This window comes from Parapedobacter sp. (assembly GCF_035556095.1).
In the GTDB taxonomy this organism is placed as follows: Bacteria; Bacteroidota; Bacteroidia; order Sphingobacteriales; family Sphingobacteriaceae; genus Parapedobacter.
This window is the reverse complement of record NZ_DATMFT010000020.1, coordinates 1-16733: the sequence shown is the minus strand read 5'-3', so window position 1 is coordinate 16733 and position 16733 is coordinate 1. Positions and strand designations below refer to the sequence as shown.

Genomic DNA, 16733 nt, shown 5'->3' with positions numbered 1-16733 from the left:
CATCACTGGTCGCCCGGCGAGCACTTCCCGGCGGGATACCGGTATTCCAAACCAAATCCCGATTCCCAGCGAAGCGGGTCAATCCACGAAAACCTGTAAAAAATCAAAGCGCCAAGCTGGGGAAGGTCACCTAATGCGCGGAATTTGGCAGAAAAATTGTATCTTAGATTTGCTAACCCCGAGAATGCACGCCTGGATTCGTCATATCGATGCCGCGCGAACAGCTTATTTGGTCTATTTGGCGGTGATTGGGCTTGCTGGATGCAAGCCGAGCACGCACCATATGGAGTCCCGGCCAGCTATTGTTTCCGCATTCGATACGGTTTGGCAAGTCATCAACTTAGAGCGGTTCACCGAATCTACCAAAGCAACGATCGACAGCATCGTTAGCCAATACAAACCACTGACCAAGCCTGAACAGCTGTCGTATTACGAATTACTTCACTGGTACTACACCACCTTTCGGTTGGGCGACTACGAATCGGCAAACGAGGTTGCCAACCGCGCTTTGGCTTTGTTTGCCGACCCCGAGTTTAAGCAGGGGAATCTGGATAATTATGTATCGTGGATGCTATATAAAGGTGACGCATTGGTACGCCTCAACCGATTGAACGAAGCGTACATTTACTATTATCGGGTAAAATCGGAATTCGAGGACGAATGGAATGCCCGAGAACTGTCGCAGTTCGCTGCACGGTTGGGCCGGGTCCGCTATCAGCAACATAATTACCATGATGCCATCCAATATTATCAGGAAGCTTTCGCCCTGATCAAGCGCCACCTCGAAACTGAACCACTTGAAAGCAATTATTATTATGAGGTTACCGAACCCCAGGGGCTCCTGAATGGCATCGCATGGTATTATGAGCTACTGGGGAGGTCCGATAGCGCGGCTGTGTATTACGAACGTGCCCTCGAGTTCATCGACCGCGAGTCCAAACGCTTCTCTACCCATGAAAAAGCAACAGCTATTGCCAAAGCGGTCATTTATGGCAACCTGGGTGGCCTGCACAACAAACTCGGCCACTACGATACTGCTGAATATTACCTAACCCGAAGTATCGTCGTGAACACCCAACCCGGCTACGATCAACGAGACCTGCAGACGGCGCAGATCAAGCTGGCAGACACGTACCTCCACATGGAACGGTATGATCAGGCCAGGCAGCTGTTATCGGATAGCCGAAAGGGACTGGATACCTTATACTCAGTGGAATACGAAATCAGGTGGCGGCAGACCAACTGGAAACTGATTGAAAAACAGGGTACTATCGATCAAGCCTACGACGCACTTCTTGCGTACCACTCGCTTAAAGACTCGATCGATGCGCGCGACAGAAACATGTTCAACACAGATTTCCGCAAAGAGTTTGAAAAGGAAGAACAGCAACTGGCCTATGTAAACCTTGCGTTCAAAAACAAATTAAACTTCCTGGCCTTCGTGATGAGTTTCGTGGGGCTTCTGTTCGTGCTCGCCATCGTCTACCTCGTTTTTGCAAACTGGAAGCGATCGAAGCGCCACATACGCCGGCTCAACCAGCTCACCGACCGCATCAATCAGCGGAATGGAAAATTACAGCTGGCATTACTCGCACTTCAGGATAGCCAGCAGGAAAACACAAAACTTATCGCCATGGTTGCACACGATCTCCGCACACCGTTAAGCAACATCCAGATGGCCTTAACGCCTTTGACAAGCGCTTCTGACGTGGCCATGCCAGCAGAACATGTGCAATTCCTAAAAATCATCAAACAATCGAATGACGAGGCTCTAAAGCTGATTGGCGAACTTCTGCATAGTTTTGAGGTGAAAACGCCGGGTGATGCGGCCGACGACATCGACCTCGATGCGATGTTACGCGATTGCGTCGAATTCATGCAGCTCCGTGCCACGCAAAAAGAGCAGTCGCTGATTTTTGAGGGGGCACCCGCGGTCGTCCGGGGGAGCAGGGAGAAAATATGGCGCGTGGTAAGCAACCTGATTGACAATGCCATCAAATTCACTCCCCACGAGGGAGAGATCACCGTGAGGCTGCGGCAGGCGGAAAAGGAAGTGGTCATTGAAGTGCATGATAACGGCATCGGCATCCCACCTGAATCCAAACAAGGCCTATTCGACATCGACAAAGTACCGGGGCGACGCGGCACCGACGGCGAACCGTCAACGGGTCTTGGGTTGGCCATCGTAAAGCAGATCGTATCGGCCCACAAGGGCCGCATCCACTTCGAAAGCGCCCCCAATGCAGGTACTACATTTTTTGTACACCTTCCCCATTAAAAAGATCCCTAGCATCCGCCCCACCTACGGCCGATAGTTCGTACAATTGTACTTCTGGCTCGACAGCCAACTTACCACGATGTCGTAAAAATTCACCCCGTAATTTAAAGATAACCCAAAATGTATTATCTTACCCCATGAGCAGATCAAACATCGTGTTAACCGTGGTGGCAGCCATCGCGGTTATCGTATCGCTAATGTTCGGATTACCGAAATACAAAGTATGGCAGCAGGAAATGTCGGGTAAGGCCAGGTTGGCCGAGGCCACACAAAGCCGGCAGATACTTATCGAGCAAGCCCGTGCCGAGAAAGAAGCCGCTGTATTACAAGCCGAAGCAATCAAAATCATGGGAGAAGCGGCACAGCGGTACCCTGAGTACCGCAAGCAGGAGTTTATCGGCGCGTTCGGCGAAGCGCTCAAATCCGGCAATATCTCGCAAATCATTTATGTGCCCACCGAAGCGAACATTCCGGTTATGGAAGCCGGAAAAAGAATATTGGATTCGCAATAACTCTTTCTTAAAGCAGGCAGCCGCCATTCCGTGGCGCCTGTACCGTGCAGCCAAGGTCTGTCCATACGGCCTACCGAATCGTTCTCGTCCGAAGGAATGGCTTTCCAGCTAACCGCGGGACACCCTTTACCGGTGGCGCAGAACCGCCTGTCGCGGAATTCCGATACGGTGGCCATCGGCCCGGGCACATCGCTGCCGCAGGTTTTCCAGTTTACCGACCTCGTCCGCGTTTCGGGCGTGGTCCGCATCCGGTATCAACAGGCAGCTGCGGCTGGCCATGACGAAGCGAACTTATGGGTTTTCGCACAACCCGCACCGGGCGAACCCTTCCGGCCGATGGCCAGCGTACGCGATACCGTTGCTCGGTATGTGCAATCCTCCTTAGATAATCAACAGGAATATGCACTTTCCCTGGCGGATCCCACTAAAGTGGGTTATGTACTGGCTCCACCAACGCCCCACACGTCGGCCATCACCCCAAAAGGACTAACGCTGTCCTGGCCGCAGACGGGTCGTGTATGACGATGTCCGATTTACCACCGCCGAAAGTCCTGCCTCCCCCTTACAGTTCGCGCTATACCATACGATCTTTGAATAAACTAATACGGAGCGAACGTGCAAGTCAATGCAACCAACGATGGTTTCCTCTCATCACACGACGGAACCGCGATTGCTTACCAGCGATCGGGACACGGCCCACCGCTCATTCTGGTGGGCGGCGGACTGGATGATGGCGGGGAGCATGCCCCGCTGGCGGCAGCACTTTCCAATGCATTTACAGTGTACAACTACGCACGCAGGGGGCGGGGGCCTAGCGGTAATACGCTACCCTATGGTGTACGCCGCGAGATCGAAGACATCGAGGCCCTCATCGGCGCCTGTGGCGGTAGCGCAAACCTCTTCGGTGCCTCGTCGGGCGGCACCCTGGCCTTGCTGGCCGCTTCGGCCGGACTGGCAGTAACCAAGCTGGCGGTATACGAAATCCCTTATATCAACGACGAATACATGGTTCATGCCTGGAAGGACTATACGGCCGGATTGCATAGGCTACTGGAAAATGGCCAACCCGAGGCTGCCCTTGAACTGTTCATGCGCTTTGCAGGCTCGGACGACGGCACCATCCAAGAGGCAAAGCAATCCGGATACTGGCAGCCGCTTATTAGGCTCGCCCCTACGCTGGCGTACGACGCGGCATGCCTGGATGCATTAGGCCCGTTTGCCCTTTCATCCATCAAGCACCATGTTTTGATACTGACAGGAAGCGATCAGGATTTCTTCCGGAGGTCTGCAGAACAAATGACCACTTTGTTGCCCCGAGCGACCGGCATGGTGGTCGACGGCACGTCGCATGTACCTGATCCCGGCAAACTAGCACCGATATTGATTGACTTTTTCGGATAACGACGCTATCGTGTCTGCAGCTGTATCGAAGGCATCGGGCGTTCGTCAATGGGGTATGGTGACCTGCCCCGATGTCGTAAAAATATCCCCAGTAATCCAAAATTAATCCAAATGTACTATCTTTCCGCATGCGTAGATCACACATCGTCTTAACCGTGGCGGGAACGGGGCAAGCTCAAACCTTTTACGGCTGGCGGGCTGCTACCCATGGACGAATAAACGACGACTAACCAACCAAGTTCAATGGAATCGAACAACGGAAAAATGCCTGCTGGCCGCGTCTTATCGCTTGACGTGATGCGCGGATTGATCATGCTGCTGCTTGCCGCCGAGGCGTGCGGCCTTTACCGAGCCTTAGCCCATGTGTTCCCGGCGGGCCCCGCGCATGCGGTGGTGGACCAGTTCTTCCACCACGAATGGCATGGACTCCGCGCCTGGGACCTGGTGCAACCCGGCTTCATGTTGATTGCCGGCACATCACTATACCTATCGTGGAGCCGGAAATCCCAGCAGGGCATCCGTTGGTCTACGACCCTGCGCAGTGTGGCATGGCGCTCGCTGAAGCTGTTTGCCTGTGGCGTAGGCCTGCACTGCGTATATTCCGGCCAACTGGTGTGGGAGCTTTGGAACGTGCTGACCCAGCTGGCCGCCACCACACTGATTGCCTACCTGATTATCCGTTGGCCCACGCGTTGGCAGCTCCTGTTCAGCCTGGCGTTGCTGGTGCTCACCGAGTGCCTGTACCGATTCATCCACGTGCCCGGCTTCGAGCAGCCTTTCGTGAAAGGTGAGAACTTCGGCGCCTATTTCGACTTCCTCATCATGGGCAAGCACAACGGCGGCGGGTGGGCGGCCATCAATTTCATCCCAACGGCGGCCCATACCATCTGGGGCGTATTGGCCGGCAGGGTGTTGATCAGTAGCCAACCGGTGGCTGCCCAAATCCGGAAACTTGCCTGGGCCGCGCTGGCGGGCTTGCTCGCCGGTTACCTGCTCGACTGGACCGCGGCAACGCCCATCATCAAGCGCATCAGCACCTCGTCATTCGTACTCGTTTCCGGTGGCTACATCCTGCTGCTGCTGGCGCTCTTCCGGTGGCTGGTCGATGTCCGCGGCTACGACCGGTACGCCTGGGTATTCGTAGCCATCGGCATGAACCCGATTTTCATTTACCTTTTTTTCGAAACGGTGGGTAAGCAATGGTTCAACGGCACCGTCGGTATCTTCGTAGGTGGCGGGCTGGAGCTGCTTTCCGCGCCTTCCGGACTCATTATGGTCGCAGTGGCCTGCGTTACCCTGTTTTTGGAGTGGTTGCTCTGCTACTGGCTTTACCAGCGACGGATCTTTTTTAAACTTTAGCATAATGCAGATGTGCCGGCCGGCAGCTACGAGCTGTTGCTGCCTCTGCCTGATGCCTACGAAAGCCTGTCGGGCAGGCCCGAATACAGCATCCGGTTGGCCAACGAAGAAATGTGGGAGGAATCCTCCGGCTATAACCGGCTGCATCACGAGGGGTATCAAGCTAAACTCTGTATCTCGACGGATTCTCTAGGAAAATGACAGTACCAAAAATAGCGGAACGAGGGGGTATGCTACAACAACTCCACGGATCTTCCGAAGCGATAGCCCAGCCCGATTTCGTGGGTGTTGTTATTGATGCCAAGGTTGAGCGCCTCGTTGCGTGTGCCGAACTGGTAGCTGTACCCCAGCCCGACGCTACCGAGGTTGAACTGCGCCATCCCCGCCATGTTGCCGTAGCTGCGCACGTTCAACCCCACCCCGAACACCCGCTTCACGAAAAACATCGCCGAAGCTTCCGCCTGTGGCCGCAGGCTCTCCGAGTAGGTCACCAATACCGATGGCCGGAACTGGAAGTCCGTCCCCATATTAAACAGCGCACCCGCCGTCAGGTGGTAGACGTTTGTAAAATTGTACCGGCTATCGCCACCCCCCACGCCAAGGTTGCCGAGCATCAGCCGCGGCAGGGATAGCCCCACGTAATACCGATCCGGACGGTACAGCATCACACCGAAACCCACCAAGGCATCCGTCTCCCTCACATCCTCACGGAAGGCAGGGTCGGATGGGTCCAGTTGCGAGAAGCGGCCGTCCATATTGCTGAACCCTGCGTTGAGCGATAACCCCAAATATTCCGTTTCCGAAATCCGCACGCTTTTGGCGAAAAAAGCGGAGGCCTCTGTCAGCTTTTCCACCGCCATGCGCTCGTGGCGTACGTTGAGGCCGGCGGTAGCACCCATCCCCGCAAAGCCCATGTGGCCACTGCCCCAGAATACCGTGGGCGCGCCGTCCAGGCCCACCCACTGCCGCCGGCCGATGACCGATACTTCGCCACCCATGCTCATCAGGCTCGCCGCAGGATTGATCACCGTGCGCAGTTGCCCGTGCTGCGTATGTGTCAGCGGCTGCTGGGCATGTAGATGGGTTCCTACCAATAGAACCGCAGCGGCTATCACTAATATATGTTTCATTGTTTGCTATTTTGCTTTTTACTCACTCCCATTTTAAGACATGCGATTAAGACATTTGATTCAACTTAATACCTTAATACAAACCATCCTTTCTCATACTTCCACTCCCCGTTCACCTTGATTTCTGCCACGTAGAAGTAGGTCCCTGCTGGCACGTAGTGCCCTCCAGTAACCACACCCCGGAAGGCAACCGTGCCGTTATTGTAACCGCTGGCTTCCCACACCACTGTACCGTTCCGGTTGAAGATGCTCACCCGGTTGTCCGGATATTCCTTGATGGCTTCGATAATGAGGTATTCGTTGATGCCGTCACCGTTGGGCGATACTGCTTTGTGCACCCGTACCGGTAAGTTAGCCGACGGGTCTGTCACCCGTACGGTTACCGTCACCGGCTCTGCCGGCTCATGGTTTGCGTCGCCCTCCTGTGTAGCCGTGATGCGCACCGTACCCAGCCGCAGGATGTTGAGCGACGTGCCATCCAGTGTAGCCACCTCTTCATCGTCAATGGTCAGTTCCACCGGCAGGCCGCTGCTTGCCGATATGTCCAGCGGCACCGTCCCCGCATCGCGGTTCACTTCCGCCGGAGCATTGGACGTAATGGCCTGGGCAGCTTTTTGCACCATCAGCGTACGGCTTACCGTTGGCCGCGAAGTGCACTTATTTCCACCTCCTGAGTGGATTTCGAATAAACGTCCACCCTGACGTCTATTATAGTAGACCTTTCGGTTTCAATTACCTGCTCGATATGGCCACTTGATACGCGATATACTCCCTTTTGCATGACGAATCGAACTTTACATTTCGGGAGATCGACTGGAAAGTTATTAACGATACGTGCCTTATTGGAATCATTGGATCCATCATTTAATTTATCGAAATCGAGGGTTAGGTTAAGAACCATCTCCTCTGCCGGCACCGTTGGATCTGCACAAAATCGAAGCGCATCACTCGCGGTAAAGCATGCCCCGTTTACATCCACGATACGGAAAAAGCCAAGTACTTCCTCCCACTCGCTAATCGATCCGCTCCGGCTGATGGAGCCCGGTCTCATACTTAAGGTAGGTGTATTGGCGATGTACTCTTGAAATGGTCGATGATTGTGGCCATTTAGTAACAATCCTATCGAATGCTGATTGCAAAATGCAGTATCAATCCGGTCGGGACGGTGCTGGGCCAATATGCGCAAGTGACCAGGACCTTCTTGCTTGATAAAATCGGTAAGCACCTTACCTTGCAATCCGGAGAGCGGTGCATGATCTGGAATGTCGATAACCGGGTCGCCGAGGTAATCATCTACAATCAACACCCGGGTGCCTGCGTAGGAAAAACCATGCACCCGCTTACCACAAATTGCATTCCATTGTGAAACTTTACCTTTATGGTCATTGGCAGCAACTCCATAAAAATCATGATTTCCTGTTGTAGAGAAGACCGGTGCTTCAATGCCCTGTATTCCCCTGAAGCCTGCAGCGCCTTCATAGTAATTTCTGTATTTTTCTTCGACGGTGGGCGAATCTTCCTTGTTGCGTAGCACGTTGCCCCCCCAGCCCAACTCATCGGCGTCTAGCCTAGTATAGTCGTGGATGAGGTCACCTGTCACGATCACAAAATCAGGTGCTAGGATATTTGCCACGGAAACGAAGCGGTCAAGCAGTTCGAGCTCCTTGGCATACCCGCTTTTTTGAGTGCCCACCCACTGACGGGACACATGGGGGTCTGAGATATGTAAAAAGCGATGAGATTTATCGAACTGATCAATAATCTTGACCGATTTCGGAGACAAGTGGGTTTCTCCTCCGCTATAGACCAACAAATCATACAAATCAACGACGCTAGGACGTGGAATTTCGATGACGATTTGGTTGTTCGCAGCAGTTCCAGAATAAGTGTCATATACGAAATGTCCGAAAACTACCGATACCGGAAGAAGGGAAATGCTACTGTATGGCCCCTTAAGCACGACACTGTCGATACCGACTGCTCGCGTGTTTTGATATAGAATTTTGAGCGAAGTCCCCGATTGAACGATTGCTGGCGCGGCGCGCCACGGGTAACATATGTGGCTAGCTTGAAGTTTTTGAGATTGAAAGAAAGATATAAATAGTAGGATAATCCTGCAAACGCGTATTAATTTCATACCATATATATATGATAAGGCCTCCCCAAACGGCAACTCGGTGTTCGGGGAGGACCTCGTCTAAAAACCTGAATTCTGTCGCATTTTATATGTTAAATTAACATCTATAACGGATTGCGGGATAGGGAACAAGGTGTCTCGCAGGGTGATATGCTGACCACCATTCTTATTATATTTACGCGTCCTTTCAAACCATTTTCCCGTGCGCAATAGCGTAAACCTGCGATGTTCTTCTAACACCAATTCTCTCGAGCGCTCATCCAATATGAAATCAATATCGACTTGGTCAGAAGAAATCTCGCTGGCGTTGGCTCGTCTACGCACTACGTTAATGGTCTCTGCGGCACCTGTTAAATCTCCCAAAAGGAATTGCGCCTCGGCCTTCAGAAGATAGGTGTCCGCCAAACGTAAGTAAACATGGTCGTTCCATTGCTCTTCCGCAGCTACATTGTTTGGATTCGTTCCCTCTACTTTTCTCGAAAATGGCCAATTCATCCTGGCGAGATTCGTACTAGTAATGTCATCGGTCCAATCCAACCAGATCGTATCACCAAAGTGGTAACCGTCCGGAGGGATGTCGGCAGGGTAAGGTGCATTTGCTACTTCGTCATTAAGCACGTAAAACCGCCGGATGGCAAACTCTGAATTTCGGTGATCCTGGGGCTCGTAGGATTCCAACGCCCACTTAGTAAGCGACATTCGAGATCGGCCACGCCCTCCCCTTTCATAGGTATCACGTATGGGTTTTACTCCTCCTACTACCCAATCACTAATACGACTGGCATGATGACGTCGGACGATACTGGCACCGCCGCCCACGGTTTCCAGCGCAAATTGAAATACCCACAGGGCTTCGGTGTTTCCTTGTACTCGGTTTTCGTTGCCTTCGTAGAACATATCCATGAAAGGAACGCCAGCCCTGTTCGCACGAACACCATACCGCTCCGTCACTAACCGGTATTGGGGCGTACTAATTACCTTATTAGCCCAATACAATGCACTGTCGGGCTTATGAATGGTGAGATACATTTCGGCAAGGTAGTGTTGTACTGCGCCTTTAGTGATTCTCCCGTTCATTTTTGGTTCGAAGTCGATATGAGGTTCCGCGGCTAAAAAGTCGTTTAAAATTTGCTGTCGCACGTCCGCCACTGGCGCACGCTCCCAGTCTGTTTTAATCGTCGAACCGATAGACTCTTCCAGATTCAATGGAACGTCGCCCCAGCAAAAGCTCAGGTGTCTATAAGCCCAAGCCCTGATGGCCCTGGCCTCCGCAACCACGCGGTTCCGATTATCTTCTGGCGCCGATCCAACACCCTCCCAATCTACCGCGGAATGGTTTGCTCTAGAAATAATAGTATTGGCAGCGTTTACAATGCTATATAACCAAGAAAAATTGTATTCGATCGAAACATGGTTTGGATTATTGATGTCTTGCCAAAACTGTGAAATGAAATTGAAACCTATATCGCGGTGATTGGATACCAGGTTATCGGTACCATCTATGAACATGCTGCCAATCATATCATTTGCATTTCTGCCTGCTTTTTCTTCGCGAACGCGTGCATATAATCCATTTAACCCGGCTTCGAACCCTGCTAGGTTAGAAAACAGGGTCTCACCGGTAATCAAATGGGGAGGGTGTTCTTCCAAGCGCTCGGAAGAACATGCCACCAAAGCCATACTAAATGCCATGGTTATTTTAATATAAATTGCTTTCATCTTTTCCTTATTAATTACAGCTAATTTTTGACTATCCAAAAATTAAAAATCAAAGGTGATTCCAAATACAAATTCCTTTTGCATCGGGACTATCCGACTGCCGCTCAATTCCGGATCTACACCATTCCATTTCGTTATCGTCATGAGGTTGCGAGCGGTGGCGTAAGTCCGTAGCCTATTAATTTTTAGAGCTTCTGTCCATTTAGTTGGAAAATCATAGGATAACGAAACATCCTTTAGCCGGATAAAGCTTGCATCTTGGTAATAACCAGCCGTTACACCAGACATTCTGCCAGCGTCTAAATGGTTCATAATCCATTCGTTGGTCGGGTTCTCGGGTGTCCACCAGTTTTTTTTGATGGTATTATTCCGCACTTCTGCTGTGACGTTGTCTGACATGATTGCATTATCTCTTGTCACACCATGGACGCCATGAACAAATATGCTCAAATTGAAATTGCCGTACGAAAAGCTGTTGGTAAGGCCCCAGAGTAACCGAGGGTCTTGTTGGCCAATAATTTGACGGTCAGCGGCATCCAATTTATTATCGCCATTCACATCCCTTAGTTTTACGAAACCCGGTTGGGACCCCCACTTTTCAGCCTCCGAAAACTCATCCAACTGCCATGTACCATCCCAAACAAAGTCATAATTGACCAAGATCGGCTTTCCGATGAACCAAGCATTTGCCACATCGTCGACCTCTCTCCCTTCCTCGTCACGGTATCCGTATAGCGAGGTAATCTTGTTCTTTATGAAAGATAGGTTAGCCGATGTATTCCACGTGAAAGCAGCAGCGTTAATATTGATGGAAGATAACGACAATTCAACACCCCGATTTTCGGTTTTGCCAATGTTCTGCGTAATCTCATTCACACCATGCACAGGAGAGATGGTCCGGTTCAACAACAGATCAGATGTATTCGTCTGGAAGAAATTCAAATCTCCACTGATGCGGCTTTTCAATACCGCGAAATCCACACCCAAATTTGCAGTACGCGATGCTTCCCAGCCGAGGTTGTCTTGCCCCAGAACCGTGGGCCGGTAGCCCGGAACCGAAATCTTCCCGTCTACCATATTGTAGTCACTTAGTCTGGAAATTGACTCGTAGGCGCCAACAGCCTGATTGCCATTAAGTCCAATTGAAGCGCGTAGCTTAAAGTCATTAAAAACATCTTTAAACGGAAAGAAACGTTCGTTGGCCACATTCCACCCTAGGGCTACAGATGGAAATATTCCCCATTTGTTGGATGTCCCGAAACCTGAATAACCATCTCGCCGACCGGTTAAAGTCAGTAGGTAACGACGGTCGTAAGCATAATTGAGTCGGACCATTTGCGAAATCAGAACCGTTTCCTGGTGATCAAATTAACTCAGAAGTTACCAATAAATATAGTGGAAAAAGCCATAGAGGAGGTGGGTGTCGACTGGTTGGAAAACAACAGTACTTCCCATAATAGAATAGAGAGTTGAGGGAGACATTGATTATGATGACAGGCTGAAAAGCGATGAAAAATCTAGCAATGAATCGAAAAAATGATGGTATCACAAAATGTGATGCCTAATTAAAAAGAAGAAAGTTTTGGGGTCACAATTCGTGACCTCAAAAAATAAGTATGGAACGGATAAACGTATAATTAATTTCTAAATATACTGAGACAATTGACTTCGCAAAATGCGATATCAAAACCGGTTAACCAAAATTAACAATGGCCGAAATTGTCATTACCGTTAAGCACAATTAATGAACTACAATTATTTAGAAGGAAATGAATATCAAACCTAAAGACGAAACCATAAAGTCCTTGCTAATTTCTGGAAGTCAATTTGCCATCCCAAGATTTCAACGAGAATATTCTTGGGATAAAAAGAATTATCAGGAATTTCTTGATGATATGTTGAACTGCCTAACATTAAAAGAAGGCAAGCTTGAGCCTAATAGTTATTTTTTGGGGACAATGCTATTTATAGGAGATTATTCTGATTCAAACGACCGCAACAAACCCATATCTGTTGTAGATGGCCAACAAAGAATAACAACCATAACAATTCTCTTTTCTGCTCTTTCTGATAGGTTTCGTATCATTAATGAAGAGACATTGTCTGCACCGATGTAAAGTGACCCACCATTCTTAAGTTATTTGACCCACCTAAACTTCGGGGCGGAAAGTGTCGAAAACCATCGGCATTCAGTATTAACTAAAAAGCAAACAGTGGATAATCGGGCATGGTTGCTACCGGACCGGCGTTCCCTCACTGACATTCCGGCGTAAAGTGACCCACCCGTTATTCTTAAGTTAAGTGACCCACCCAGGCGGGTTCCCCGGCCGGGGGCTTGGGTAGTTGGCGTACCTTATTCTTAAGTAACTTGACCCACCCCCAAGGACATCATCGATGGTTCCGGCGGACGATTCCTTATTTAGCCGTTTCATTTAAACGCGATAAACAAAGGATTGTACGCCGATGAGCAGGAAACCATTAGCAATGAGCAGAATCAGACAGGTACTCGGGCTGTACCAGAACAACAGGACAATCCGGGAGATCGCGCGCATCACGGGCATCAGCCGCAACTCGGTACGCAAGTACATCCGTGAATACGGTGATGGCGCGGATATCACGGCCATTGACGATTCGGCGCTGGGCAGCATCGTCCATCCCGCCGAGACGGGGTCATTCAACAGTGAACGGCACGTGGCGCTGGTGGAGCACTTCGGCAAAGAGAAAAGCCACCTGGTAAAACGGCGGGGGAACAAACAGGTGATCTGGGAGGAATACCGGCAGGCGCACCCCGACGGCTACAGCTACAGCCAGTACTGCCTGCTGTGGCGGCAGTACCTGAAGGGTATGGATATCTCCCTGCCGCAGCATTACGGCCCCGCAGAGGTGGCCGAGATCGACTTTGCGGGCAGCAAACTGGGTTACGTGGACCCGGAAACCGGCGAGGTGGTGGACTGCGATATCTTCCTCGGGGTGATGGTCTTCTCCGGGCTTGTGTTCTGCCGGGCGGTGCTTACCCAGCAGTTCCCTGATATCGCCGCATGCATCGGACGCATGCTGGCCGCATTCGGCGGCGTGCCCACGGGCTACATCATCTGTGACAACATGGCCGCGCTGGTCAGAAAGGCCGGCCGGAAAGAGCCCGTGCTGACGGATGCCTGCGAGCAGATGGCCGAACATTACGGCACGTGCTTTTCCCCCACACGCCCGTACGAACCGACCGACAAGCCGTATATCGAACGCAGCGTATCGATTGCCTACGACCGTATCTACACGCCGCTGCGCCACCGGACCTTTCACAGCCTCGCCGAACTCAATGCGGCCATCACCGCACAGGTGGAGAGGCTCAACGCCAGGCCGTTCCGTAAGTCGCCCCTGAGCCGCATGCAGCTGTTCACCGAACACGAACTGCCCTTGCTCAGGCCGATGCCCGCCACCCTGTTCACCCCGCGCCTGCTGCGCATGGGAACGGTGGAAAAGAACAACCACGTGTACATCATCCACGAGACCAGCAGGGTGATGTACCATTACAGCGCGCCCTGGCAATACATCGGCCAGCGTGTGCGGATATATTACGACCGGGATACCGTTGAGGTCTATCTGGATGACCTGACCCGCCAGCGCATAGCCGTGCACCGCCGGGAGGGCACGGCGATCTACACCACCCTTGAGGAACACGTCCCCCCGTCACACCGGGCCATCGTGGCCCAACGGGGATGGACCAACGACTATTTCCACCGGATAGCCGATGCCATCGGTCCCTGCACGCGGCTGGTCATCGAACGTATCATCGCCCGCTACCCCAACCGCACGCAGGCCTACCGCACCTGCATCGCCCTGGTCAAACTCAACCAGAAGGATGGCTTCTCCGGCCGGCTGGAAGCGGCGTGCAGGCGGCTGGAAGTATCCGCCCTATGAACTACATATTTGATTCCTGAACCATTTTTTTATAGTTCTGCGGATAGAGGTCCTTTAAGTTTTTATGGTTGATTGCCATGATGTTTTCCAGGGTGTGTTTGAGCCACTGGAAGGGGTTGACTTCATGTTTTTTGCAGATGGCAAAGAATGAATAGATCATGGCTGCGCGTTGTGCAGCCTCGTGGCTTCCTGCAAAGAGGTAGTTTTTCCGTCCAAGGGCAACCGGCCTGATGGCATTCTCCACCGGGTTATTATCAATCCGGAGGTTTCCGTCATACAGGTATGCGGATAAGGCATCCCAGCGAGCATAGGCATACCCCATGGCCTTTCCGATCTGGCTTTTGGGCAGGGTGGCCTTTATTTCTTCAAAGATCCATTTGCCCAGTTCGTTGATCACGGGCAGGGATTCAGCCAGCCGGAGTTGCTTGGTCTGTTCTGCTGTCAGCCCTTCCTGTTTGGCCCGTCTTTCTATTGCATAGAGCTGCTGGATCTGTAATAATGCTTTTCCGGCCCGGGCTTTGTCGTTATCCAGCGCGCGTTCGAACTCCCGGCGCGCATGCGCCCAGCAGGCCAGGTGCGTGACCTCCTTTTTCTTTGCGTATTTTTCGTAGACGGCGTATCCGTCACTCTGGAGGTAGCCCTTGAAGTTCCCCAATATGGGCAACGGCGCACTGCTTCCCCGGGTAGGGCTGTAATCGAACAATACCGTCCCGTCCAGCGGGGCATGGTATACCCAATAGTATCCCTGATGGGCGGCGCCTTTCTTATCGCTGTCCAACACTTTTATCGGGGTTTCATCAACCTGTAAATAACCTTTTGCTTTCGTGTCGAAGAGGAGCTGGTCATAAAGGGGATGCAATTTGAGGAGCGCCTCCTTGGTCCAGCCTTCGATGGTGGAGGAAGGTATCCGGATATTTTCCCGGGCGAATCGCTGTTTCTGGCGGTAGAGCGGCAGGTGGTCCACGTATTTATCGGTCAGGATCATGGCCAGAAGGCCGGCCCCTGGGATGCCCTTATCGATCACCCTTTCCGGCAGTTCGCCGATTTTCACACCTTCACCGCTTTTAGCGGTATATTTGTAGCGGATATAGCGCTTGATATAGAACCTGGCAGGCTCGCATTCCAGTTCTTCGGTGATTTCCTTACCGATGCACACCATATCCGACAGGTCGCCTTCGGGGTGGATCTCGATCTCTTCCACCGGTAAATGCTCCGGAAGTTTCGCCCGTCCTTTGTGGTTCGGACGTTTGCGGACATATTCGATCTTTTCCTTCACTTCTTCCTGCTGCTGTTCCACTTCGGCAGGTGCTGCATCCAGTGGAAGGCTCATCTGGTTAGGGTCGCCTTCAAAGCGTTCGCGGCTCTGGCCGAACTGCATACGCTTGTACATGGCAAGTTGCGATTCCAGGTAATCTATCTTTTCATCGCGCGCAGCCAGGGCCCGGTCACGGTCGGAAACAGCCCGTAAAAGGTCCTCTTTCGATAGCTGTTCCAGTGCCGTTTGCATGGTATAAAAATACAAATAACCAGCGGGTTACACAAGCAGAAAGTGAGGTTTTCAACTGTTTCAGACCACTTTTTCCAGACTGAAACGGTGCCGCCTGCGGCTCTTCTCCACCACGATCCCCTCCACCATCAGCACCAGATCGCTCCAGTCGATCTCCCCGCTGGGGGAACTGTCTTTGGGCAATGGGAAGGTGCCCCCCTCCAGTCTTTTGTAATACAGCACGAACCCGCCGTGCTCCCAGTGAAGCAGTTTCATGTGTGTACGCCGCCGGTTCAGGAAAACGAACACGTCACCGCCCGTGGCACCGCGACCCAAACCGGAGGATACCAGCCCGCAAAGGCCGTCAAATGATTTACGCATATCGCAATGGCCACCATACAGATAATAGCGGTGAGAGGAACCCAGCGAAAACATCAGCCCAGAGCTATCAACCTGGACAATAATCTCAAGTCAGCGGACGGGACTTCCAGCCGTACACCATTGGGATAAATAACCGATAGAACGCCATGTGTTGTACTCCCGGGAGAGCCCATCGGGATAAAACTGCCATCCCCGCCCGGCTGGGCTTCTTTAAACCGGGCAATCCAGTAACCAAACTTACTTAAACTCACGCCATGCTGCTGGCAGAATTCATTCCGTGTCAAACCGCTCTCGCGCCATTGGCGCACAACGGTAAACATGTAATCTCTACGCTCTTTCATAATCATATTATTTGTGGGCGTAAAACTACAGCCGATTAGTTAAGCATAAAAGATGTACTTGGTAGGGCGGATAC

At 51.8% G+C, this 16733-nt stretch carries 15 protein-coding genes and 1 pseudogene; 8 read left to right on the top strand and 8 right to left on the bottom strand.

Translation table 11 applies throughout. The features are described from left to right. Nucleotides 1–184 precede the first annotated feature (184 nt). The 5 genes from VNQ80_RS10520 to VNQ80_RS10500 all read left to right on the top strand — a co-directional run bounded on the left by VNQ80_RS10520 (nucleotide 185) and on the right by VNQ80_RS10500 (nucleotide 5550). Nucleotides 185–2278: a tetratricopeptide repeat-containing sensor histidine kinase gene (locus VNQ80_RS10520; protein WP_325638265.1), complete on the top strand. Its 2094-nt coding sequence runs from the start codon at nucleotides 185–187 to the stop codon at nucleotides 2276–2278. A 137-nt stretch (nucleotides 2279–2415) separates the two neighbouring features. Next, nucleotides 2416–2790: a hypothetical protein gene (locus tag VNQ80_RS10515; RefSeq protein ID WP_325638262.1), complete on the top strand. Its 375-nt coding sequence runs from the start codon at nucleotides 2416–2418 to the stop codon at nucleotides 2788–2790. A gap of 96 nt (nucleotides 2791–2886) precedes the next feature. Continuing rightward, complete coding sequence (locus VNQ80_RS10510; RefSeq protein ID WP_325638260.1) at nucleotides 2887–3312, top strand: hypothetical protein; 426 nt, start codon at nucleotides 2887–2889, stop codon at nucleotides 3310–3312. A gap of 93 nt (nucleotides 3313–3405) precedes the next feature. Beyond that, complete coding sequence (locus VNQ80_RS10505; protein WP_325638258.1) at nucleotides 3406–4191, top strand: alpha/beta hydrolase; 786 nt, start codon at nucleotides 3406–3408, stop codon at nucleotides 4189–4191. A 363-nt stretch (nucleotides 4192–4554) separates the two neighbouring features. Beyond that, nucleotides 4555–5550, top strand: a complete 996-nt coding sequence (locus VNQ80_RS10500) for an acyltransferase family protein (protein ID WP_325638256.1) — start codon at nucleotides 4555–4557, stop codon at nucleotides 5548–5550. Between the two features lie 233 nt (nucleotides 5551–5783). Here the strand turns inward: VNQ80_RS10500 and VNQ80_RS10495 are convergent, their stop codons facing one another. The 3 genes from VNQ80_RS10495 to VNQ80_RS10485 all read right to left on the bottom strand — a co-directional run bounded on the left by VNQ80_RS10495 (nucleotide 5784) and on the right by VNQ80_RS10485 (nucleotide 8463). Beyond that, nucleotides 5784–6680 (bottom strand): PorP/SprF family type IX secretion system membrane protein, encoded by an 897-nt coding sequence (locus tag VNQ80_RS10495; RefSeq protein WP_325638254.1) that lies wholly within the window; start codon nucleotides 6678–6680, stop codon nucleotides 5784–5786. 65 nt (nucleotides 6681–6745) lie between these two features. Next, the gene (locus tag VNQ80_RS10490) at nucleotides 6746–7303 is read right to left on the bottom strand and encodes a gliding motility-associated C-terminal domain-containing protein (RefSeq protein WP_325638251.1); all 558 of its coding nucleotides are present in this window, start codon (nucleotides 7301–7303) and stop codon (nucleotides 6746–6748) included. An 11-nt stretch (nucleotides 7304–7314) separates the two neighbouring features. Further along, nucleotides 7315–8463 carry a metallophosphoesterase family protein gene (locus VNQ80_RS10485; RefSeq protein ID WP_325638249.1) on the bottom strand — a complete coding sequence of 383 codons (1149 nt, stop codon included), beginning with the start codon at nucleotides 8461–8463 and terminating at the stop codon, nucleotides 7315–7317. On the opposite strand from VNQ80_RS10485, the gene VNQ80_RS10480 reads away from it, so the two are divergent. After that, a complete protein-coding gene (locus tag VNQ80_RS10480; protein WP_325638324.1) occupies nucleotides 8416–8679 on the top strand; it encodes a hypothetical protein in 264 nt (87 codons plus the stop codon). The genes VNQ80_RS10485 and VNQ80_RS10480 overlap by 48 nt on opposite strands. A gap of 198 nt (nucleotides 8680–8877) precedes the next feature. Here VNQ80_RS10480 and VNQ80_RS10475 read toward each other — a convergent pair whose 3' ends face one another. Then, entirely contained in the window at nucleotides 8878–10536 is a 1659-nt protein-coding gene (locus VNQ80_RS10475; RefSeq protein WP_325638247.1) for a RagB/SusD family nutrient uptake outer membrane protein, read from the bottom strand. Nucleotides 10537–10578: 42 nt separating this feature from the next. Continuing rightward, nucleotides 10579–11886 (bottom strand): annotated as a pseudogene (locus VNQ80_RS10470) (SusC/RagA family TonB-linked outer membrane protein); the annotation flags it as partial. A 419-nt stretch (nucleotides 11887–12305) separates the two neighbouring features. On the opposite strand from VNQ80_RS10470, the gene VNQ80_RS10465 reads away from it, so the two are divergent. Then, complete coding sequence (locus VNQ80_RS10465; RefSeq protein ID WP_325638245.1) at nucleotides 12306–12653, top strand: DUF262 domain-containing protein; 348 nt, start codon at nucleotides 12306–12308, stop codon at nucleotides 12651–12653. 367 nt (nucleotides 12654–13020) lie between these two features. Then, complete coding sequence (gene istA / locus VNQ80_RS10460) at nucleotides 13021–14451, top strand: IS21 family transposase (RefSeq protein WP_325638243.1); 1431 nt, start codon at nucleotides 13021–13023, stop codon at nucleotides 14449–14451. Between the two features lies 1 nt (nucleotide 14452). Here istA and tnpC read toward each other — a convergent pair whose 3' ends face one another. The 3 genes from tnpC to tnpA are packed head-to-tail and all read right to left on the bottom strand — an operon-like array spanning nucleotide 14453 to nucleotide 16659. Continuing rightward, the gene (tnpC, locus tag VNQ80_RS10455) at nucleotides 14453–15958 is read right to left on the bottom strand and encodes an IS66 family transposase (protein ID WP_325638241.1); all 1506 of its coding nucleotides are present in this window, start codon (nucleotides 15956–15958) and stop codon (nucleotides 14453–14455) included. A gap of 60 nt (nucleotides 15959–16018) precedes the next feature. After that, nucleotides 16019–16372: an IS66 family insertion sequence element accessory protein TnpB gene (gene tnpB / locus VNQ80_RS10450; protein WP_325638239.1), complete on the bottom strand. Its 354-nt coding sequence runs from the start codon at nucleotides 16370–16372 to the stop codon at nucleotides 16019–16021. Continuing rightward, nucleotides 16372–16659 (bottom strand): IS66 family insertion sequence element accessory protein TnpA, encoded by a 288-nt coding sequence (gene tnpA / locus VNQ80_RS10445; RefSeq protein ID WP_325638237.1) that lies wholly within the window; start codon nucleotides 16657–16659, stop codon nucleotides 16372–16374. The genes tnpB and tnpA overlap by 1 nt, the downstream gene beginning before the upstream one ends. Nucleotides 16660–16733 lie beyond the last annotated feature (74 nt).